17 protein-coding genes are annotated in these 22766 nt (G+C 60.2%); 9 read left to right on the plus strand and 8 right to left on the minus strand.

What is annotated here, in order from left to right:
* Position 1: 1 nt before the first annotated feature.
* Positions 2-1063: an ABC transporter substrate-binding protein gene (locus AB4N80_RS24410; protein WP_122568046.1), complete on the plus strand. Its 1062-nt coding sequence runs from the start codon at positions 2-4 to the stop codon at positions 1061-1063.
* A gap of 221 nt (positions 1064-1284) precedes the next feature.
* On the plus strand, positions 1285-2610 hold the full coding sequence (locus AB4N80_RS24415) for a leucine-rich repeat-containing protein kinase family protein (RefSeq protein ID WP_305470410.1): 1326 nt from the start codon (positions 1285-1287) through the stop codon (positions 2608-2610).
* 189 nt (positions 2611-2799) lie between these two features.
* On the opposite strand, the gene AB4N80_RS24420 is transcribed toward AB4N80_RS24415, so the two are convergent.
* Entirely contained in the window at positions 2800-3504 is a 705-nt protein-coding gene (locus AB4N80_RS24420) for a YebC/PmpR family DNA-binding transcriptional regulator (RefSeq protein ID WP_003183149.1), read from the minus strand.
* A gap of 219 nt (positions 3505-3723) precedes the next feature.
* On the opposite strand from AB4N80_RS24420, the gene AB4N80_RS24425 reads away from it, so the two are divergent.
* Complete coding sequence (locus AB4N80_RS24425; protein WP_122568043.1) at positions 3724-5130, plus strand: type VI secretion system tip protein TssI/VgrG; 1407 nt, start codon at positions 3724-3726, stop codon at positions 5128-5130.
* Positions 5131-5257: 127 nt separating this feature from the next.
* The gene (locus AB4N80_RS24430) at positions 5258-5806 is read left to right on the plus strand and encodes a cytochrome b (protein ID WP_460079248.1); all 549 of its coding nucleotides are present in this window, start codon (positions 5258-5260) and stop codon (positions 5804-5806) included.
* Between the two features lie 7 nt (positions 5807-5813).
* On the opposite strand, the gene AB4N80_RS24435 is transcribed toward AB4N80_RS24430, so the two are convergent.
* Positions 5814-6722, minus strand: coding sequence for a 1-aminocyclopropane-1-carboxylate deaminase/D-cysteine desulfhydrase (locus AB4N80_RS24435; protein ID WP_122568041.1), 909 nt, complete (start codon positions 6720-6722; stop codon positions 5814-5816).
* 188 nt (positions 6723-6910) lie between these two features.
* A complete protein-coding gene (locus AB4N80_RS24440) occupies positions 6911-8950 on the minus strand; it encodes an oxidoreductase (protein ID WP_460079252.1) in 2040 nt (679 codons plus the stop codon).
* Positions 8951-9190: 240 nt separating this feature from the next.
* Between AB4N80_RS24440 and AB4N80_RS24445 the strand changes: the two genes are divergently transcribed.
* From AB4N80_RS24445 to AB4N80_RS24455, 3 genes are all read left to right on the plus strand, one after another.
* Positions 9191-10408: a DUF3422 domain-containing protein gene (locus AB4N80_RS24445; RefSeq protein WP_122568039.1), complete on the plus strand. Its 1218-nt coding sequence runs from the start codon at positions 9191-9193 to the stop codon at positions 10406-10408.
* 172 nt (positions 10409-10580) lie between these two features.
* Positions 10581-11711 carry a carbon-nitrogen hydrolase family protein gene (locus tag AB4N80_RS24450; RefSeq protein WP_460079256.1) on the plus strand — a complete coding sequence of 377 codons (1131 nt, stop codon included), beginning with the start codon at positions 10581-10583 and terminating at the stop codon, positions 11709-11711.
* A gap of 2 nt (positions 11712-11713) precedes the next feature.
* Positions 11714-12751, plus strand: coding sequence for an AraC family transcriptional regulator (locus tag AB4N80_RS24455; protein WP_122568037.1), 1038 nt, complete (start codon positions 11714-11716; stop codon positions 12749-12751).
* A 268-nt stretch (positions 12752-13019) separates the two neighbouring features.
* Here AB4N80_RS24455 and AB4N80_RS24460 read toward each other — a convergent pair whose 3' ends face one another.
* The gene (locus AB4N80_RS24460; protein WP_460079261.1) at positions 13020-13907 is read right to left on the minus strand and encodes a DUF2242 domain-containing protein; all 888 of its coding nucleotides are present in this window, start codon (positions 13905-13907) and stop codon (positions 13020-13022) included.
* Between the two features lie 457 nt (positions 13908-14364).
* On the opposite strand from AB4N80_RS24460, the gene AB4N80_RS24465 reads away from it, so the two are divergent.
* Together AB4N80_RS24465 and AB4N80_RS24470 are read left to right on the plus strand one after the other, a co-directional pair.
* The gene (locus AB4N80_RS24465; protein ID WP_122567194.1) at positions 14365-15540 is read left to right on the plus strand and encodes an integrase core domain-containing protein; all 1176 of its coding nucleotides are present in this window, start codon (positions 14365-14367) and stop codon (positions 15538-15540) included.
* Between the two features lie 71 nt (positions 15541-15611).
* Positions 15612-15737: a hypothetical protein gene (locus AB4N80_RS24470; RefSeq protein ID WP_460083212.1), complete on the plus strand. Its 126-nt coding sequence runs from the start codon at positions 15612-15614 to the stop codon at positions 15735-15737.
* 605 nt (positions 15738-16342) lie between these two features.
* Here AB4N80_RS24470 and AB4N80_RS24475 read toward each other — a convergent pair.
* From AB4N80_RS24475 to clpX, 4 genes are all read right to left on the minus strand, one after another.
* Entirely contained in the window at positions 16343-18214 is a 1872-nt protein-coding gene (locus tag AB4N80_RS24475; protein ID WP_460079263.1) for a SurA N-terminal domain-containing protein, read from the minus strand.
* Between the two features lie 224 nt (positions 18215-18438).
* Complete coding sequence (locus AB4N80_RS24480; protein WP_002552737.1) at positions 18439-18711, minus strand: HU family DNA-binding protein; 273 nt, start codon at positions 18709-18711, stop codon at positions 18439-18441.
* A 149-nt stretch (positions 18712-18860) separates the two neighbouring features.
* On the minus strand, positions 18861-21257 hold the full coding sequence (gene lon, locus AB4N80_RS24485) for an endopeptidase La (protein ID WP_122568034.1): 2397 nt from the start codon (positions 21255-21257) through the stop codon (positions 18861-18863).
* A 161-nt stretch (positions 21258-21418) separates the two neighbouring features.
* Complete coding sequence (gene clpX, locus AB4N80_RS24490) at positions 21419-22702, minus strand: ATP-dependent Clp protease ATP-binding subunit ClpX (protein WP_024778305.1); 1284 nt, start codon at positions 22700-22702, stop codon at positions 21419-21421.
* Positions 22703-22766 lie beyond the last annotated feature (64 nt).

Below are 22766 nucleotides of genomic sequence, written 5' to 3' on the forward strand. Positions count from 1 at the left end.
AATGAATAACGTCAAACGCAGTGCACTGTTCGGTTTCTGCTCGCTGGGTTGCGCTTGCCTGGGCGCCCTGCTCCCGGCTACCCAGGCGTTGGCCGAGCCGACGCTTTACCTGGGCATGAACGGCGGCACCATGGAGCGGCTCTACGCCGACAAGGTCTTGCCGGCTTTCGAGAAAGCCAACAACGTCAAAGTGGTCATCGTACCCGGCACCTCCGCCGACATCCTGGCGAAGGTCCAGGCCAGCAAAGGCAACCCGCAAATGCACGTGATGTTCCTCGACGACGGCATCATGTACCGCGCCATCGCCATGGGGCTGTGCGACAAGCTCGAGGACAGCCCGACCCTGGCGCAGATCCCGGCCAAGGGGCGTATCAAGGATCAGGCCGTGGCCGTCAGCCTCGGGGTGACAGGGCTGGCCTACAACACCCGGCTGTTCAAGGAAAAAGGCTGGAATACGCCCACTTCATGGATGGACCTGGCCGATCCACGCTTCAAGGACAAAGTGGTGTTCCAGTCGATGGCCTCCTCCACTTTTGGCCTGCACGGCTTTTTGATGTTCAACCGGATCCAGGGCGGCAGCGAAACCGACGTCGAGCCGGGCTTCAAGGCGTGGCCGAACACGGTGGGGCGCAACGTGCTGGAGTACATCCCGAGCTCGGCGAAGATATCCGAAATGCTGCAGACCGACGAAGCGGCGCTGTTCCCGCTGACGCCGACCCAGGTGACCGCGTTGAAACTCAAGGGCATGCCAGTGGAATATGCCCAGCCGAAGGAAGGCGCCGTAGTCCTCAACGTCGCCGAATGCGCCATCGCCCAAAACACCCAGCCGGAACTGGCGCAAAAGCTCGCCGCTTTCCTGCTGACCCCGCAAGCCCAGGCCATTGCCCTGGAAGAAGGCGACCAGATCCCTTCCAACCCCAACACCCCGACCACCGACAAGACTCGTGGCCAGGTGGAAGCGATGAAGCAATACCTGGAAACAGCGATTGCCGTGGATTGGGACCAGGTCAACGAACAACGCCCGGCCTGGAACGCCCGCTGGAACCGCAGCATCGAGCGCTAGAGCGATCGACTGTGGCGAGGGGAGCAACACTGCTGTGGGAGCATGGCTTGCCCGCGATGCAGACGGCGCGGTCTCTGAGAAAACGAGGCGCCTGCATCGCGGGCAAGCCTTGCTCCCACAGATAAATCCCCTCGCCACAGGGTGTTGTACTGAGCTGATTATTGGTTAACTGTCTGGCTATGGGCGCCAGAGCCTCCCCTTGACCAACAGCGAACCCTCCCATGCACACCCTCGCCCAACTCCGCGCCGGCCAGCTCTCAGGCATCACCCGACTGGACCTGGCCTGCGGCTTGACGGAGTTTCCCCGGGAAATCTTCGAACTGGCCGATTCCCTCGAGATTCTCAACCTCAGCGGCAATCAGTTGGACTCGCTGCCCGACGACCTGGATCGGCTGCCCCACCTGCGCGTGCTGTTCTGTTCGGACAACCGTTTCACCGAACTGCCCGAATGCCTGGGCCGTTGCAGCGCGTTGACCATGGTCGGCTTCAAGGCCAACCGCATCACCCGTGTCACGGGCGACGCGCTGCCACCCCGGTTGCGCTGGCTGATCCTGACCGACAACGACATCAGCCAGTTGCCGGATGAACTGGGCCAACGCCCACACCTGCAAAAACTGATGCTGGCCGGCAACCGTTTGCAGCAGTTGCCGGCGAGCCTGGGCCAGTGTCATCGCCTGGAACTGCTGCGCATTGCCGCCAACCAACTGACCGAACTGCCGCAATGGTTGCTGGAGCTGCCGAGCCTCAGTTGGCTGGCCTACGCCGGTAACCCGCTGGAAACCCAGGCCGATGCCGCAGCCTTGAACACCACAACGCCCATCGATTGGTCGCAACTGGCGCTGCGACGACAACTGGGCGAAGGCGCTTCCGGGGTGATTCACCAAGCGCTCTGGCAGGCGCCCGACCAGGTGGCGCGAAGCGTCGCGGTGAAGTTGTACAAAGGCCAGATGACCAGCGACGGCTCGCCCCTGCATGAAATGCATGCCTGCATCACGGCCGGTCGACACCCGAACCTGATCGACGTATTGGGTCAGATCGCCGGGCACCCCGAGCGACAGGACGGGCTGGTCATGGCCCTGGTCGAGCCCAGCTACCGCAACCTCGCCGGGCTGCCGAGCCTGACGTCATGCACTCGCGACGTGTACGCCGATGAACTGCGCCTGAGCGCCCCGGTGGCCTTGCGCATCGCCCACGGCATCGCCTCGGTGGCGGCGCACTTGCACCGCCAGGGCATCACCCATGGGGATCTGTACGGGCACAACATCCTGTGCAACGACCAGGGCGATTGCCTGCTGGGGGACTTTGGCGCGGCGTCGTTCCACGCCACTACGGACACCGTGCAAACCCGCGCACTGCAGCGCATCGAGGTACGGGCCTTCGGGATTTTGTTGGGGGAATTGCTGGCGCGAATCGAACCGGGGCTCAGTGCTGAGGAACTGGCAGCGTTGCAGGATCTGCAAGCGCGTTGCTGTCAGCCGGATGTACTGGCACGGCCAGGGTTTGATGAGATTGAAAGGTTGCTGAGCGAGTTCAAACACATCGACTAAACCAGCCCCCAAACTAACAAGCACGCCGCCTATTGTGGCGAGGGGATTTATCTGTGGGAGCAAGGCTTGCCCGCGATGCGGACACCTCGTTTTCTCAGAGACCGCGTCGTCTTCATCGCGGGCAAGCCTTGCTCCCACAGAGTGAACCGCACCCTGGGATAAATCCCCTCGCCACAGGGGGTGTAGTGCTTAACCGGCCAACCCGACAAACATGTCCTGCACGTCATCGTGGTTATCGAGGCCTTCGAGGAAGGCTTCGACTTCAGCCATCTGCTCGTCGGTCAGCCCGCTGACCGGGTTCTTCGGCTGGTAGCCCAACTTGGCCGACAGCACAGTAAAACCCTGCTCCGGCAACGCCTTCTGTACCGCATCGAGGTCGGCAGGATCGGTGAGGAACAACGTCGCGCCGTCTTCGCCCGGCTCGAAATCCTGGGCACCGGCCTCGATGGCGGCCATTTCCGGATCGGCGTCCGGGCTGTCCGGCGCGGCTTCGATCATGCCGACATGGTTGAAGTCCCACGCCACCGAACCCGAGGCGCCCAGTTGGCCCTTGCGGAACGCGACGCGAATTTCGGCGACGGTACGGTTGATGTTATCAGTCACGCATTCAACGATCAGCGGCACCTGGTGCGGCGCGAACCCTTCGTAGGTGACGCGGTGGTATTGCACGGTTTCGCCGAGCTGGCCAGAACCTTTCTTGATCGCACGTTCCAGGGTCTCGCGGGGCATCGAGGCCTTCTTCGCCTGCTCGACCACCAGTCGCAAGTGCGCGTTGGTCGCGGTATCAGCGCCGTTGCGCGCGGCAATGGTGATTTCTTTCACCAGTTTGCCGAAGATCTTGCCCTTGGCGTTGGCAGCCGCTTCTTTGTGTTTAACCTTCCACTGTGCGCCCATTACTCACTCTCTTGTCTGACGCGCCGAGACATCTGCCGGCCGGCGCTGTGGCGCAAGTTTATACGGCCTAAACCGGCTGATCGACCAAAAAATTCACCCTACCGAATCGACATTTTCACAGTGTGTTGTAGGGCTTTTCTGAAATAGCGGCTCGCAAGCACCGTTCCTTCCCGTGGTTTCGTACCCTCTGCGCCTCTGTCCCTGCCAGTAGGAGGCGCAATGCGCAACGACACGGAAAGTCCCTTCAGCCTGACGCTCACGCAAAACGACCTGCTGTTGCAAGTCTTGCGTTTTAATGGCCGAGAAGCCCTCAACCAGCCGTACCGCTTCGACCTCGAACTGATCGGCCTGGCCCCGCCGATAAATCCCGACCTGCTACTGGGGCATCCGGCCTTCCTGCGCCTGGACGGTGAATCGGGCATCCATGGGATTGTCCACAGCGTCAGCCTGAGTGCTTCGGCCCCGCGACGCATCGGCTATCGCCTGACGTTGGTTCCCTACCTGCAGCAACTGGAACAAGGCCCGCGGCGTCGGGTTTTCCATCGGCTCAGTGTGGTGCAGGTGCTGCAACGCCTGCTGGAAGACCATGCCCTGCCCGCCGACAGTTACCGTTTCGAGCTGCCCCATGGGCAGTACCCATGTCGCCCATTCTGCATCCAGTACGACGAAAGCGACCTGACCCTCCTGCAACGGCTGTGCGAGGAGGAAGGCATTCATTACCACTTCGAGCACGCCCTCCAGGGCCACGTCCTGGTGTTCGCCGAAGACCCGAAGAGTTTCCCCGCGCGCCCCATCGAGCTGCCCCTGCACCCGAACGACAAACTGATACCGACCATCAAGCGCGTGTATTTGCGCCACCACGCGATGATGCCTGGCTTGCCTGTCGGGTTCAGTGACCGGGCCACGACCGAAACCGAAGTCTCGGCGGAGAATCAACCCCTTGAGCAGATCGATCATGAAGCCCAGCGTGGCAACCCCGCCTTGATTCACCGTTACCAGGCCGGACGCCGCCATCTGGAACGGTTGCGCTGTCGGCAACGGGAAATCCATGGCCACAGTGATCAACCGGCCCTGCACGGCGGCGACATCGTGCAGATCAGCGAACACCCGGTTTCCACCTTCAACGATCAATGGCTGATCACCGAGGTCCAGCACCGCGGGCGGCAGTTTTCGATCCTGGAACCGGACCTGCCCGCCACGCCCTCGGCCCGTGACTACCGTAACCGGTTCACCGCCATTCCCTGGTCCACCGTGTTCAGGCCGGCCCTCAAGCATCCCAAGCCGCGCATTCCCGGGTATCACCTGGCCCATGTACTCGGCCATGCCGGCCAGCCGGCCCAACCCGATGAATGCGGCCAAGTGAGTGTCAGCCTCTGGGCGCCGGACCAGGAAGGCATCACGCTGCCCGTATCGCGACTGACGCTGGGCGACAGCCCTTCCCTGATGGCGGGCAGCGAAGTGCTGGTGAGTTTTCTCGATGGCGACCCCGACCGACCGGTGCTGTGCCCAGGGGCGGTCGATACCGGCGCAGGACACGCCGCTGCCCCACCGAAACCGTCCCGTGGCAATCACGATGCCGGGCTGCTGTTGGACTGGCTGTTGAACCCGCCCGACTTCACACCCTGATCCTGCCCTTTTGGCTTCTTGCCAGCAAACCTGATCTGGCTCATGCAAACCCAGCGAAACGGGCTTACAGTAAAGACACAACGCCGCGCTAGACGGCGCTCTACCCTGATTGTTGGAGATACCCGCAATGCCCTGGAAAAACTCGGAAAACCGCTACAGTACCGTCACGGTAAACCTGCACTGGCTGATGCTGGTCCTGCTGGCCGTGGTTTATGCCTGCATTGAGTTGCGGGGAATTTTTCCCAAGGGCAGCGGCGGCCGGACATTGATCAAGGAAGCGCATTTCATGCTCGGCCTGACGGTGTTCCTGTTGGTTTGGCTGCGCCTGTTCGCCCGCAGCATGGGCAAGGCACCGGGGATTTTCCCGGCATCACCTGCCTGGCAAACCGTCCTTGCCCGCCTGATGCACTGGGCGCTGTACCTGTTCATGATCGCCATGCCGCTGCTGGGCTGGCTGATCACCAGCGCCGAAGGACACCAGGTGATGTTCTATGGTTTCGATTTGCCGTTGCTCGTTGATCAAGACAAGGATTTTGCCAAGCAACTGGAAGGCTGGCACGTGCTCGGCGGCACCATCGGCTATTGGCTGATCGGCCTGCATGCCTTGGCGGGGCTGTATCACCATTACGTGGTGCGCGACAACACGCTGTTGCGGATGATGCCCAAACGCGGCTGATCGTCCGTTAATCGAACCCTCGGCGGCCTTGCAAACCGCCGGTGTGGACAAAGACCAGGCGGGTGCCGGGGGCAAAGCCTCCCGCCTCGACCCGCGCCTTGAGCAGCATCAAGGCCTTGCCGGTGTACAACGGCTCCAGTTCGATGGCCGCCGTGGTTTCGATGAAGTCGGTGAGTTCGGCATCGACCCGGGCGAAACCGCCACGGCTGCCGTCGAACAATTCATAACACGGGCTGGAAAGCTCCGCCTCCGCCACGATGCGCTCGACCTGCTGGGCCACGCCATGGTCCGGGGGCACCGCCAGCACGCCGTAGACCGGGCGCTCGCCCGCTTCGGCCAGCACCAGTCCGGCCAGCGACGTTCCAGTTCCGCAGGCCAGCCACCAGCCGTGATAATCCGCCCACCCCAATGTCACTAATTGCTCACGAACACTGGCCGCCCACGTCATGCAACCTTGTGCCCCAGGTAATCCTGAACCACCCTCGGGCACCGGGTGCAAATGTGGATAGCGGATCAGCCACGGCCCCCAGAAATCCGCTGCGTGCCGCTCTCGGTATCCGCCATAACCCAACCAGTGCAGGTCCATGCCGAACGCTTTCAGGTCGCGCACCGTCGGCGTGTCCTGGGGATGACCGCGCAACAGCCCGGCCGTGGGAAAGCCGAAGCGCTTGCCGGCCGCCGCCAGCGCATGCAAATGGTTGGAATAGGCCCCGCCCAGGCTCATGACCCCTTCGGCACCGGCCTCATGGGCGGCGCGCAGATGATGGACCAGCTTGAACCACTTGTTGCCGCTGATCAGCGGATCGATCCGGTCCAGGCGCAACACCGCCACTTCGACACCGGCACGGGCGAGCCAGTCCATGTGAAGAGGTTCGAGTCGGGGTTGGGGGTGCCAGTCGAGGGCGGGAAGCAGCATGGCGGCAGGCCTGGGAAAAGATGCCGGCATCTTAGCAGCTTGCCGGCCGGTGACTTCAGGTGCACCACCACCCTACTGTGGGAGCGAGCTTGCTCGCGATAGCGGTTAGTCAGCAGCATGAATGTTGACTGACCTGCCGCTATCGCGAGCAAGCTCGCTCCCACAAGGTTTTTTGCTGGGATTGTGCCTTACAACTGCGCCGCCAACCGCGAGCCCTGGTTAATCGCCCGCTTGGCGTCCAGCTCCGCCGCCACGTCGGCACCGCCGATGAGGTGAACCGTCTGCCCCGCCGCTTCCAGGCCTTCCTGCAACTCGCGCAGCGGATCCTGGCCGGCGCAGATCACGATATTGTCCACGGCCAGCACCTGCGGCTCGCCGGCTTCACCGATACGAATGTGCAGGCCGTCATCGTCGATCTTCAGGTACTCGACGCTGTTGAGCATCTGCACCTGCTTGTTCTTCAGGCCCGTGCGGTGAATCCAGCCGGTGGTCTTGCCCAGGCCGTCACCGACCTTGGAGGTCTTGCGTTGCAGCAGGAACACCTGGCGCGCCGATGCATGGGGTTCGGCCTTGATCCCGGCCACGCCGCCACGAGCCTCAAGGTGCGTGTCAATACCCCACTCCTTCCAGAACGCCTCACGGTCCTGGCTGGTGGCAACGCCTTGGTGCACCAGGAATTCCGACACGTCGAAGCCAATCCCTCCGGCACCGATCACCGCGACACTGCGGCCCACTGGCTTGCGTTTGAGGATCACGTCCAGGTAGCTCAACACCTTGGCATGCTCCACCCCAGGAATCGCCGGCACGCGTGGGGCGATGCCGGTAGCGAGGATGATCTCGTCGTAACCGCCAGCCACCAATTGCGCCACATCCACCCGGGTGTCGAGGCACAGCTCGACATGGCTGGTCTGCAATTTGCGCTTGAAGTAGCGCAGGGTTTCGAAAAACTCTTCCTTGCCCGGCACGCGCTTGGCAACGTTGAACTGGCCACCGATTTCACTGGCCGAATCGAACAGCGTCACCTGGTGCCCACGCTCGGCCGCCACCGTGGCTGCGGACAACCCCGCCGGGCCGGCACCGACCACAGCGATTTTCTTCACCTGGGTCACCGGCAGGTAGTTCAGCTCGGTTTCGTGGCAGGCCCGCGGGTTGACCAGGCAACTGGTGAGCTTGCCGCCAAAAGTATGGTCCAGGCACGCCTGGTTGCAGCCGATGCAGGTGTTGATTTCATCGCTGCGACCGGCAGCGGCCTTGTTGACGAACTCCGGGTCGGCCAGGAACGGCCGCGCCATGGAGACCATGTCGGCATCGCCTTCGGCCAGGATCTGCTCGGCCACTTCCGGGGTGTTGATGCGGTTGGTGGTGATCAGCGGGATATTCACCGAACCGCGCAGCTTGGCCGTGACCTTGCTGAACGCCGCCCGCGGAACCTTGGTGGCAATGGTGGGAATTCGTGCTTCGTGCCAACCGATACCGGTGTTGATGATCGTCGCGCCGGCCTGCTCGATGGCCTTGGCCAACAGGACGATTTCGTCCCAGGTGCTGCCGCCTTCCACCAGATCGAGCATCGACAGGCGGAAAATGATGATGAAGTTCGGGCCTACCGCTTCGCGCACCCGGCGGACGATTTCCACCGGCAGACGCATACGGTTTTCATAGCTGCCGCCCCAACGGTCGGTGCGGTGGTTGGTATGGGCCGCCAGGAACTGGTTAATGAAATAACCTTCCGACCCCATGATCTCAACGCCGTCGTATTCGGCCTTCTGGGCCAGGACCGAGCAGGTGACGAAATCGCTGATCTGCTTCTCGATACCTTCCTCGTCCAGTGCCTTGGGCTTGAACGGGTTGATCGGCGCCTGGATCGCGCTCGGTGCCACTTGCTTGGGGCTGTAGGCGTAGCGCCCGGCGTGAAGAATCTGCATGCAGATCTTGCCACCGGCCTCGTGCACCGCCCGGGTCACGATTTGATGCTTGAGCGCCTCGTCTTCCGTGGTCAGCTTTGCGGCGCCGGAGTAGACACCGCCCTCGTCGTTCGGCCCGATCCCACCGGTGACCATCAGGCCCACGCCGCCCCGGGCGCGCTCGGCAAAGTAGGCTGCCATGCGTTCGAAGCCACCGGGTTTCTCTTCCAGCCCGGTGTGCATCGAGCCCATCAGGGTACGGTTGCGCAACGTGGTGAAACCCAGATCCAGCGGGGCCAGCAGGTGCGGGTAATGAGAGGCGGTCATCGGTAGCTCCACAACGGGCGATCACGGAAAAAAGCGCAAGCTCTGCGGCTTGCGTCTGTCATGGCTCACAGCGTAAGAGTCAGGGTGCGGGCGCTCAATGACCGTAACTGACAACTTAATGATCCAAATGTGCAAGACGCCGATCAGTCGTGGGTGACTCTCAGCGGGGTGAGCCAGTCCTATCAACGCTGGCTCAGGTGCTCAACCCTAAAATAACGCTGATCACACGGTTGTCATTGCATGCATCCCCAACGAAAAATGCTGCACAACGAGTTGCACGCCCGCCCGTCGTTGTATTTCGACGAACCGGCCCACGTCTTCCACCTGGCGTTTCTGGGCGACAACGGCCAGTGCAACGCGCTGCTCGAGCGACTGTGCCCTGATACCGTCACAGCGGAAGCCGCGCAAGGCATCACCCGCCTTGAAGGTCATCCGCTCAAGTGGGAGCGCCACGCCGAGTTCTTCACCTTGACCCTGGTCGTGCCGGCCACGAGCAATGAGTTGCAATGGACGACGCTGCCCGAAAGCCTTGCCCGGGGGATCGAAGGTCACGCCCAACACCTCATCAATGCCGTTCAGGTGGTGGTGCGCGCAGAGACCGGTCTCGACCTGCCCAGCTACGGTTTCAAGGACCCTTGCGGCTCATGCGTGGGCGGTGGCGATGCGGTGGTCTGGAGCGATTTTCGCCTGACCGAGGACGGCACCAATCGCCTGCTGTTCATCAACCGACGGCTCAACGCTTATCGCCAGGGCCGCATGATCCGGCGCCTGCTGGAAATCGAGACCTACCGGATGATGGCGTCCTTGTCGCTGATTATCGCCAAGGCACTGGACCCGCAACTGAATGAATTCGATCGCACCCTGGTGAGCCTGTCCGAACGCAACGCCAATGCCAGCGGTGTGCACGCCAAGGCGCTGCTGGAGGACATTGCCCTGCTGTCTCGCCAGGTGGTCAGCAGCACGGTCAGGAATCGCCACCGATTCAGCGCGACCCGCGCCTACGCACAACTGGTGTTCGAGCGCCTGGGGGAGTTGCGTGAAAGTCACCTGGGGGACTGCCAGCGACTGGGCGTGTTCATCGAACGGCGTTTCAAGCCCACGGTGCGTTATTGCGCAGCCACCGAACAGCGCCTCGAACAACTGGCCATGAGCGTCGCCAACCTGGGTGACCTGCTGCAAGCCCGCGTGCAAGTCGAGATGGAAGACCAGAACGCCGAGATCCTGCGCAGCCTCAATGCCCGCGCCGATGCCCAGATCAAGATCCAGCGCGCGGTGGAAGGCTTGTCGATCATTGCCATCACCTACTACCTGATCAACCTGTTCAAGTTGGTCTACAGCGGGTTGCACACCTTGGGCGCAAACCTCTCGGCCCGCGAAGCGCTGCTGGGCATGACGCCGCCGGTGCTGTTGATCATGCTGCTGATTCTGATCCGAATCAGGAAGGCCAAAAACCACTAGCGCGCCTTGCCAGCGCAGAGAGCGTCCAAGGGGTCTTTGGACGACTTGGCGTTTACTTGCCGTGCGCACAAATCAGCTCCCGAGCTTCGCTAATCCCTTGTTTTACCGTACCCTGCCCCGTAGCTCCTGATGAAAAATCACGAACCTGCACACGGCCGCTGACTGTTCCCCCATGCGCAAATTTCTGTACCTGCTGTTTTCACTGGCCTTGATTGCCGCCCTGGTCACCTACGCACTGTGGACGACCGAGCGTCCGGCGGGTCACTACCTGTCAGACCTGCGCATCAACCTGGCGGTCGACCAGGGCACGCCCGCCGACCGCGGCAACCTGCTGGGTATCCAGCCCGAACTGTTCCCCACCGACTACCAGAGCCCCGAGCGCCTGCACCGCAAGCTGGCGGCCTATCTGCAAGCGGCTCGCGACATGGGCTTTCTCAATGCCAAAACCGTGGTGGTGCTGCCCGAGCACATCGGTACCTGGCTGATGGTCGGCGGCGAAAAAGACGAGTTGTACCAGGCCACGACTCTGAAGGAAGCCATGCACTGGCTGGCGGTCAGCAATCCGCTGGCGTTCATCCAGGCGCTGGTCAGCGCTCAAGGCGATAACCGACTGGACGATGCCTACCTGCGCATGAAAGCCGAACGCATGGCCCATGACTATCAAGCGCTGTTCGGTGGGCTGGCCAAGGAGTTCGGCGTAACCCTGGTGGCAGGCTCCATCGTGCTGCCCGAGCCCAGCGTCAGCGAAGGCGAGCTGAAGATCGGCCGTGGCGCGTTGTACAACAGCAGCCTGGTGTTTGGCAGCGATGGCCGGCCGATTGGCCAGCCACAACGCCAGCGACATCCGGTATTTGAACAGCGGGATGTACTGGGCGCCGAACAGCCAGCCGCTCCCCTCGTCATCGACACCCCAGCCGGACGCCTGGGTGTGCTGATCGGCAGCGACAGTTGGTACCCGCTCCACTACCGGCAGCTCAACGAACAGGGTGCGCAACTAATCGCAGTGCCTGCCTTCGTCATCGGTCGCGGCGCCTGGGACAAACCCTGGAGCGGTTATAAAGGCCTGTCCACACCGAGCGAAGTGAGCCTCAAGCCCGGTGAAGTGAGCGAGGGGCAAGCCTGGCATCGCCTGACACTGACCGGCCAATTGCCCATCAGCCACGCCCGGGGCGGCATCAGCGTGTTCCTGCGTGGCCAGTTCTGGGACAGCGGCAGCGCCGGCCAGAGTTTCATCAGCCACAACGGGCAACACTTTCCCGATGGCGAAATCCGTGGCGCGCGCCTGCTGAACCTGTGGTTGTGAACATGAAACCGCAGCCGATGCGCCTGGGGGACCTGTCAGTGGGCTTCGTCCATAGCCTGGCTGACGCGGTCGCCAGCCATGGGCAAGACCCCAAGCCTTTGCTGGAACAGTACGGCCTCGATGCCGCGCGCCTGGCCGAGCCCGGAGCACGCCTGTCGATCCCACGCTACATGCGCCTGGGCCACGCCGCGATTCAACAGACCCAAGACCCGGCCCTGGGCCTGCGCATGGGCCAGCTCGGGCGCTTGAGCCAGGCCGGGCTGGCGGGCGTTACCGCCGCCCAGGCGCCGACCGTGCGCGAGGCGGCCCGCTGCATGACCCGCTTCGAGCCGCTGTATGGTTCCAACTATCGCGGCCAGTCGAGTTTCCATGAGGATGCCCGCGGCGCCTGGCTACGGTTCTATTCCATCAGCCCCTATAACGCCTACAACCGCTTCGTCGTGGACTCGATCATTGCCGGCTGGCTGGCGCAATTGTCCAGCGTCAGCGGCGTCGCGCTGCGACCCGAACGCATCGAAATCGAATTCGAGGAGCCGGCGTACCTGGAAGCCTACCGCACCCTCGGTGACTGCCCGATCCAGTTTGGCGCCGAGCAGAATCAACTGCGCCTGGACCTGGACAGCCTCGCCCAGCGCAACCCACAGCATTGCCCCAGCACCTGGCACTATCTGGTTCAGTTGTGTGAACGGGAACTGGAACAATTGACCCGCACCCGCAGCCTGCGTGAGCGCATCATCCAACTGCTGGGACCGTTGCTCAGCGGCGGCCGGGAACCCGACCTGGAAGAAGTGGCGACTCGCCTGAAGCTGCCGACCTGGACCCTGCGTCGCAAGCTGGCCGAGGAAGGCACGCAATTTCGCGCCATCCTCAACGACACCCGCCGAGACCTCGCCATGACCTACATACGCGATACCGAACTGGCGTTCGGCGAAATCGCCTACTTGTTGGGTTTTGCCTCAGCCGAGGCCTTTCAACGAGCCTTCAAGCGCTGGAACGACCAGACGCCTGGGGAGTTTCGTCGTAGTCACAGAGGGCGCTGAGCTTCACGCTCTCTTACAACTCCGTTGCATCTTCGGCGGGTTCCAACGGGTCCAGTTCATAGGCCTGGTATTCCAGCAGCTCTTCCTGATAATCATCCATTACGTGTCCTTCCCCTGTCATTGAATCCAATGCCTGATGGCGCTGGCATCAGCATAAAGCTGCTTTATGAACAAAACATGAAGCAAAGGCTTCATGAATTAAACGTAGCACAGGGTCGGAAAATTACCGCGTGAAGTGTGACAGGGCGTAACGCCCCGCCACGGGACCTCAGGAGGCCGGAAGCGGCTGGATCGGCTCGCTCGGGGCCGGCAACGAGCTGGAAGGTGGTGGTGGCGGCGTCACGGTTTCCGTCGTCGGCGCAGACTCGAACGACTCAGGCGCAATCGGCGCGGGCTCGCTCGGTGGTGCGACGGGCTCCGACACCGCAGGAGCGGTTTCGGCAGGGGCCGGCGCGGCCTCCTCTACCGGCGTGGCTGCTGCGGGTGCAGGTGCAACAGGTTCCGACGCAGGTGCTGCAACGGGAGCCGGGGCCGGCATCAAGGCGGCCGGTTCAGCCTTGGTTTCCGGGATACCCAGTTCAGCCTTCGGCTTATCGGCGTTCTCAGCCTTCTCGGCAGCTTTCTTCGCCTCGGAGGGCAGGAACAGCTCCACCAGGGCAAAGAAGCGCTCATAGAACTTGGCCGCCGATACGGTTTCGCTGGCGACCTTGACCATCGAATCATCCGAGGAGCCGATCGGCATCGACACCGAACCCAGCACGCCCACACCCAGGCTGGCGGAGTTGTTGGTTTTCTTCAGGGCATAACGGTCCTGCAAGGCGTTGGCGAACATGGTCGCACGGTGTCCGGCACCGCCGTCCTCGGCACAGACCAGATTGAAACTGATCTCCATGTGGGTCTCGCCGGTCTGCTGGAAGCTCTTGTGGCCACTGACCAGCTTCGGATCGCTGCTGGTGATGATGTAGCCCTGGCTGAGCAACGCCCGCCGCCCGGCCTCGCAGGTCGCCGCGTCACTCACCGGGTACGTGCGCGAGAACGTGCCCGAATCATCGAAGTTCTCGTGCTCGTAGATGGCGGCTTTCTTCGACGAGCAACCGGCTGCGGCGGCCAGCACCAATGCAAGCCCGACGGTGCGCATGTGAAATGATTTGAACATTGAACATCCTGAGAGAAACGGTCCGGGGCGTATTGTGCAACAGAACGCGACCTGGCAGCGTGGCTAATCTTGTTTCAAGGGGGTTACAAGTTTACTGGGGGTTGTTTGCAGGAAAAAGACGCTGATCTGGTAGATCGACGGAATACCCTGCTTTTGGGCAATAAGCGGACACAAAGAACCCTGGTGTTTTGGCCTAATGCCGTCCACTTGAGCCGTTAATGAAGATTTTGATAATCCGTTCCGAGAGGCGTAGGTTTTACTTGGATTGGCGTGTATATCCGTTTCTTCGGTAACGGCTACTGGCGGTTCCGCTCTTACAGCGGGTCACTTTTGGAAAAGCGCCAAAAGTAACCAAAAACGCTTTGCCGGTATGACTCACCCACATGGGTTACAAATCAGTTCACGCACATAGGTAACAGTTTTTAACTGGCATGGTCGATTTCGCGAGGATTTGACCATGCCTTGGAGAGAGCTGAAACCTATGGACCTCAAAGTGATGTTCATCGCTGAATATCTGTCTGAAAAGCACAGCTTTAGCCGGCTGTGCCAGGACTATCAGATCAGCCGAAAGACCGGCTACAAGTGGGTTGAGCGCTATGAACTGGAGGGCCCCAGTGGGCTCGACGAGCGCAGTCGCCGACGGCACAACCAAACCTATGTGGTGCCGCTGGTTGTGAGACAAGCAATCATTGAGCTTCGCTCTACTGGCGAGACGGTTCCGGGGCCTAAAAAGATCCAGAGCGACCTGATAAAGCGTTTTCCGGGGCAGGATCCGCCGTCGAAAACGACCATCTACAACATCCTTAAGGCAGCGGACTTGATCGCGCCTCGGCCGTTGCGCCGGCGTGTCGCTGTCTACCCCAAACCTTTGCGTAAGGCCGAAACGCCTAACCAGCTCTTCAGTGCAGATTACAAAGGCCAATTTCTCACCGGCGCGGGTGTCTGGTGCTATCCGCTGACGATCATGGACCATGCCAGTCGCTTCTTACTTGCCTGCGAGAGCATGGCTAACACCAATCTCAAGGAGACCCAGCAAACCTTCGAGCGCGTTTTTCGGGAATATGGGATGCCTGAGCGCATCCGCACCGATAACGGCGTGCCGTTTGCCAGTACGGGTCGTGCGGGGCTGTCGCAGTTGTCGATCTGGTGGCTACGCCTTGGGATTATCCCCGAGCGAATTGAGCCCGGTCGGCCAGATCAAAATGGGCGTCATGAGCGTATGCACCGGACGTTGAAAAGTACGCTTCCCAAACCACCAGCCGTTGCCTGGGAGGCCCAGCAAAAACACTTTGATCGATTTATGCAGCACTACAATCACGAGCGGGGACACGAGGCGCTCGGCCAGCAAACCCCGGCCTCCTGCTATACACCCTCAACCCGAGCTTACCCGGAAAAATTACCGGAAATGGGGTATGCGAGCCATGTTGAGTGTTACCTGGCTGATAGTTGCGGAATCATTAGTCGAGATGGTCTGCGGATATACGTGGGGAACCTGCTCAGGCATCAAACTATTGGAATGGAGATGATCAAAGACGGAGTATGGAATGTGATCTTCGGCCCGGTGATCCTAGGTCACGTCAATGCCAGGGACGCAAAGAACGGCTACGTTTCAATCAAAGTGTCACCTATGTGAATGCACTTTTTTGTAACCCATGTGGTTGTCCCGTACATGCCCCACCACTTGGTGCCTCGCTTAGGCTCGGCATGCCCTCACTCCGGCATTGCTCCGTGGGCCGCCGCGAAGGGCCATCCATGGCCCAGCGCGGCTATCCCGGCATCCATGCCGGGTTGCCCACTGCGCAATGCCTGCGTTCGGCCAGCGTGGTTTAACGGGGCGCCCAGATCAAGATCAAAAGCAAAGCAAGAGCGAGACACATGCCGGCATCTATGTGGCTGGGCCACCGCTATCGCGAGCAAGCTCGCTCCTACATTGGATCTTTGGCAGGCACAAAATTCATGTGCACCGCAAAACCTGTGGGAGCGGGCTTGCTCGCGAAGAGGCCGGCCCATCCAACATCTTCATCGACTGTGACATCGCCTTCGCGAGCAGGCTCGCTCCCACAATGGGCCTGCGGTGAACACAAGACTCATGAACACCCAAGATCCCCTGTGGGAGCCGAGCTTGCTCGCGATGAGGCCGACACATCCAACATCACCCAAACTGACCCTCCGCCTTCGCGAGCAAGCCCGCTCCCACGATTGGATTGAGTACACCCGCAAAAGCCAGGTTAACCACGATGGCTGAACGAAGGGATTGCGCCGTGGGCACGGAGCGATGCCTTCGTTCAGGCATCCCGGAACCATAAGTAGCCGTTACCGATGAAATGGATATACACCCAAACCCAAGCCAAAAAAAAAGGCGCTCCCATTTCTGAAGAAGCGCCGTTTCTTTAACTGAGCAGCATCACAGCCAGGTTTAAAAAAGCATCAAGCCATTAGAAACGCTTGATCTCCGCCTGACTCTCCAACTGCTTGCGATAGGCCGCAAAGTCCTGCTGACCCACACGGGACGCAAGGTAGCGGCGATATTCAGCCTTCTCTTCGTCAGTCGGCGCCGCCGCTTCGTTTACGCCATTCAGACGCACGACCACCAGGCTGCCGTCAGGCAAGGTCACGCTGCTGAACGTCGGCTTGTCCTTGGACTCAGGCTTGGGCATGCGGAACAGCGCTTGCAGCACCGCCGGGTCGATGCCTTCCTGGTTGCGGGTGGCCGCCTCGGTGGCTTTCCAGCCTTGGCCGTCAACCGGCTTGTCCAACGCAGTCTTGCCGTCGCGCAGGCTGGTGATCAACTCGTCGGCGCGGGTCTTGGCCGCTGCGCTGGCGTGTTCCTTGGCCAATTGAGCGCGAATGGGCCCGGACACCTTGTCCAGCGGCAGTTGCTCAGGCTTGCGGTGCTCCTTGGCACGCAGCACCACGACGGTTTCCGGGTCCAGCTCGATGGCGGTGCTGTTGGCACCTTCATCCAGCACTTCCGGACTGAACGCCGCTGTGACCACGGCACGATTGGCCGCAATTCCTTCGCCGCCTTCACGACCGAACGGGGCCGATGTGTGGACGGTCAGCTTCAGGTCCTGAGCCGGTTGCGCCAGGTCGGACGCTTCGAACGAGGCATCCTCCAGTTGCTTGCTCGCCTCCACGAAACGCTGCTCCACCTGCTGAGTCTTCAGCTCGCGAGTCAGCTTGTCCTTGAGACTGGCAAAGGTCGGCACTTCAGGCGCTTCAACACCCAGCAGCTTGATCAGGTGCAGACCGAAGTCGGTGCGGACCGGTGCCGAGACCTGATCCTTGCTCAAGGCGTACAAGGCCTTTTCGAATTCCGGATCGTAGACGCCCGGGCCGGCATAACCGAGATCACCACCGTTGTTCGCCGAACCCGGATCCTGGGAAAACTCCTTCGCCAGGGCCTCAAACGACTCGCCTTTGGCCAGGCGAGCCTGGATCTCTTCAATCTTCGCCTTGGCCTGGGCTTCGGTCACCTTGTCGTTCACTTCGATCAAGATGTGCGCAGCGCGACGCTGTTCGGACAGGTTGGCGATTTCTTTCTGATAGGCCGCTTGCAGGTCTTCGTCCTTGACGCTGACCTGATCAAAGAAAGAGGCTTTCTTCAGCTCGAGGTAATCGATGACCACCTGGTCAGGCGTCATGAATTCCTTGGCGTGTTGGTCGTAGTAAGCCTTGACCTCGTCATCGGTCAGCTTCACCGACGCAGGATCGGCCTTGATGTTCAAGGTGGCGAAATCACGGGTCTGCTTTTCCAGGCGGGCGAATGCCAACACTTGGGCATCGGTGACAAAACCGCTGCCCGCCAGGCCTGCGCGCAACTGACCGATCAGCATTTCCTGAGCCAGCATCTGGCGGAATTGCATACGGCTGTAACCCAGCTGGCGGATCACTTGATCGAAACGCTCAGCGCTGAATTTGCCATCGACCTGGAACTCAGGCGTTTGCAGGATTACTTGATCGAGCGCAGCTTCGGAGAAAGCGAATTTCGCATCGTGTGCACCTTGCAGCAACAACTTGCGGTCGATCAGGCCCTTGAGCGCCGAATCGCGCAGCATTTTTTCGTCCAGCAGGGAGGCGTCGAAATCCTTGCCCAACTGTTGCATGAGCTGACGGCGTTGCATGTCGACCGCCTGGCTCAGCTCGTTCTGGCTGATTTTTTCGCCGTTGACCTTGGCCGCGTCATTGCTATTGGTGGTGGCTTGAAAAATGGCATCGAAACCGGTCAACGCCATCAATGCGACGATGACCCCGATGATGGTCTTGGCAATCCAGCCTTGTGAATTGTCCCTGATATTCTGCAGCATGCGTCCCCCAGAAACGGTTGAACTTCAAATTTAGGCAACCGTGGAGCGTGGGTAGAATCCGGATAGAAGAAAGGCGCATCCGAGGATGCGCCTTCTCGTAACTGGCGGAGCGGACCGGGCTCGAACCTGCAAGCCCTGGCGTGCCAGACCGGTTGCAACCGGCCGTATTACCGCTCCGCTGCCAAGCCAGGCATGACCCCGACCCGGATAAACTCAACGAAACCTTAGTTAACGGCTTCTTTCAGTGCTTTACCAGCTTTGAAGCCTGGCTTTTTGGCAGCAGCGATTTCCAGCGTCTTACCGGTCTGCGGGTTGCGACCGATACGAGCAGGACGATCGGTCACGGAGAAGGTGCCGAAACCAACCAGAACAACGGAGTCGCCAGCCTTGAGAGCGCCAGTGACGGATTCGATTACAGCGTCCAGCGCACGGCCAGCAGCAGCTTTCGGGATATCAGCGGATGCAGCGATAGCATCAATCAGTTCCGACTTGTTCACTCTAAGTCCCCTTATATCTATTTGAGATGATTCTAAGTTTTTTTGGTGAAAGCAAAAACGAGTGCTGAATGGCCTGCAGACACTTAAGAGCCGCTTTATAACAAGGGCTCTAAAAAACTGTCAAGGAAGGCCCCCCAGGCAAATGCGTATTAATGCGTGCTAATTCTTTCCTTAGAGTCAGACTCTCGCTTTTCTTCCTTCGCGACAATCTCCGGAGCCACATCCGGCAAGGGCTCCGGCGCGTATTGCAGCGCAATTTGCAGGACCTCGTCAATCCATTTAACCGGTTTGATCTGAAGATCTTGCTTGATGTTGTCAGGAATTTCCTTCAGATCGCGGACATTCTCTTCGGGAATGATCACGATCTTGATCCCGCCACGGTGTGCCGCCAGCAGTTTTTCCTTCAAGCCGCCGATCGCCAGGACCTGGCCGCGCAGCGTGATTTCACCCGTCATGGCGACGTCGGCGCGCACTGGGATACTGGTCAACGCCGAGACCAGGGCCGTGCACATGCCTACACCGGCGCTTGGGCCGTCCTTGGGCGTAGCCCCTTCGGGCATGTGGATATGCGTGTCGCGCTTCTCATGGAAGTCCAGGGGAATGCCCAGGCTCCGGGCGCGGCTGCGCACCACCGTCAGCGCCGCGGTGATCGATTCGACCATCACGTCGCCCAGGGAACCGGTCTTGATCAGTTGACCCTTACCCGGTACCACGGCCGCTTCGATGGTGAGCAACTCACCACCGACCTGAGTCCACGCCAGGCCAGTCACCTGGCCGATCTGGTCCTGCTGCTCGGCCAGGCCGTAGCGGAACTTGCGCACGCCCAGGAAGTGCTCCAGCAGGTCCGCAGTGACCTTGACCGCGAAGCGTTTTTCCAGCGCATGTTCCTTGACCGCCTTGCGGCAGACCTTGGCAATCTGCCGCTCCAGGCCCCGCACACCAGCTTCGCGGGTGTAGTAGCGGATGATGTCGCGAATCGCTTCCTCGTCGAATTCCAGTTCGCCTTTTTTCAGGCCGTTGGCCTGGATCTGCTTGGGCGAAAGGTACTTCACGGCGATGTTGATCTTCTCGTCTTCGGTGTAGCCCGGCAGACGAATCACCTCCATCCGATCCAGCAATGCCGGCGGAATATTCATGGAGTTGGAGGTGCAGAGGAACATCACGTCCGACAGGTCGTAGTCGACCTCCAGGTAGTGATCGTTGAAGTTGTGATTCTGCTCAGGATCGAGCACTTCGAGCAACGCAGAGGCGGGATCGCCGCGCATGTCGCTGCCCATCTTGTCGATTTCGTCCAAAAGGAACAGCGGATTGCGCACGCCGACTTTTGTCATCTTTTGAATCAATCTTCCCGGCATCGAACCGATATAGGTCCGGCGATGACCACGAATTTCCGCTTCGTCGCGCACACCACCCAAGGCCATGCGTACGAATTTGCGGTTGGTCGCGTGGGCAATCGACTCCGCAAGGGAGGTTTTACCGACCCCGGGAGGACCGACCAGGCACAGGACCGGACCGCGAATCTTTTTCACACGTTTCTGCACGGCGAGGTACTCAAGGATGCGTTCCTTGACCTCTTCCAGACCGTAATGGTCGGCGTCGAGGATGTCTTCGGCGCGTGCCAGGTCCAGACGCACCTTGCTCTGGGCCTTCCACGGCACCTGGACCAGCCAGTCGATGTAGGAGCGCACCACGGTGGCTTCGGCAGACATCGGCGACATTTGCTTGAGCTTGTTCAACTCAGCCTGGGCCTTGGCCAAGGCGTCCTTGGGCAAGCCGGCGGCATCGATGCGCTTTTTCAGCTCCTCGATTTCGTTGTGGCCCTCGTCGCCATCGCCCAACTCTTTCTGAATGGCCTTCATCTGCTCATTCAGGTAGTACTCGCGCTGGCTGCGCTCCATCTGCTTCTTGACGCGACCGCGAATGCGTTTTTCGACCTGCAACAGGTCGATTTCGCCGTCGAGCAACGCCAGCACGTGCTCGACACGGGCCGACAGATCGATGATCTCGAGAATTTCCTGCTTCTGCTCGATCTTGAGGGCCATGTGGGCCGCCATCGTATCGACCAGCCGCCCAGGCTCGTCGATGCTGTTAAGCGACGACAGGACCTCTGCAGGCACCTTCTTGCCCAACTGCACGTATTGTTCGAACTGTGACAGCAGGCTGCGGACAAACACCTCTGATTCACGCTCGGGCGCATCGACTTCTTCGATCAGCGACACTTCGGCCCGGCAATGGCCGTCCACTTCGCTGAAACGTTCAACAGTACCGCGCTGCTCGCCTTCGACCAGGACCTTGACGGTACCGTCGGGCAACTTGAGCAATTGCAGAACCGTTGCAATCGTACCCACGCGATACAGTGCGTCTTCGCCGGGATCATCGTCGGCTGGATTTCTCTGAGCCAGCAGAAGAATCTGCTTGTCACCCGTCATCGCAGCCTCGAGGGCTTCGATGGACTTCTCGCGCCCCACGAACAGCGGGATAACCATGTGCGGATACACCACGACATCGCGCAATGGCAGGAGAGGCAATTCGATGGTTGTCTTCATGATTTCGCCTCTACGGCGGCCCTAGGGCCGGAAACAGATGGAAGTAAGCTTGAAACCAAGATGGGGGCAGCCTTGAAAAAAAACAAGCGCTAAGACACGTCTAAAACACGCTAAAAGCAAAGGGGCCCGAAGGCCCCTTCTTTGTTCCGGCAGCAGGACGCTTATGCGTCCGGAGCGGCCTTGGCAGCCGGCTCACTGTTTTCATAGATATACAGTGGCTTGGACTTGCCTTCTATAACGCTTTCATCGATCACGACTTTACTCACCTCGGACTGCGAGGGGATTTCATACATCGTGTCGAGCAATACGCCTTCGAGAATCGAGCGCAAACCACGGGCACCGGTCTTACGCTCCAGGGCACGTTTAGCGACAGATTTCAGCGCGTCGGAACGGAATTCCAGGTCTACACCTTCCATTTCGAACAGCTTGGCATACTGCTTGGTCAGGGCGTTTTTCGGCTCGGTCAGAATCTGCATCAACGCCGCTTCATCCAACTCGTCCAGCGTCGCCAGGACCGGCAGACGACCGACGAATTCCGGGATCAGACCGAACTTGACCAAATCGTCAGGTTCGACTTCACGCAGGGACTCACCGACCTTCTTGCCCTCTTCCTTGCTGCGCACTTCGGCGTTGAAACCAATGCCACCACGGGTGGAACGGTTTTGAATAACCTTTTCCAGGCCGGAAAACGCACCACCGCAGATGAACAGGATGTTACGGGTGTCGACCTGCAGGAATTCCTGCTGCGGATGCTTGCGACCACCTTGGGGTGGAACGGAAGCGACCGTGCCTTCGATCAACTTGAGCAAGGCCTGCTGCACGCCCTCACCGGAAACATCCCGGGTGATGGACGGGTTGTCGGACTTGCGGGAAATCTTGTCGATTTCGTCGATGTAGACAATGCCCATCTGGGCTTTTTCCACATCGTAGTCGCACTTCTGCAACAACTTCTGAATGATGTTCTCGACGTCTTCACCTACATAACCCGCCTCGGTGAGGGTGGTTGCGTCGGCGATGGTGAACGGAACGTTCAGCAAACGGGCCAGGGTTTCGGCAAGCAGGGTCTTACCCGAGCCTGTCGGGCCGATCAGCAGAATGTTGCTCTTGCCGAGTTCGACCTCGTCATTCTTTTTGTCACGCTGGTTCAGGCGCTTGTAGTGGTTGTATACCGCTACGGCCAGTACCTTTTTTGCACGTTCCTGACCAATCACATACTGATCAAGGATGCCGCTGATTTCTTTAGGCGAAGGCAATTTATGCGCGCTGCTCTCGGCCTGGGCTTCCTGCACCTCCTCGCGGATGATGTCATTGCACAGGTCGACGCACTCGTCGCAAATGAAGACCGAGGGGCCGGCAATCAATTTGCGCACTTCATGCTGGCTTTTGCCACAGAAGGAGCAATAAAGCAGTTTGCCGTTGTCCTCGCCGTTGCGGGTGTCAGTCATTCGATCGATCCAAATCCGATAGGCTTGCAACACAAGATGAAGGCAATTGCGGGCTTTTTCAAGC

It is taken from the genome of Pseudomonas sp. H3_A02 (assembly GCF_054671965.1).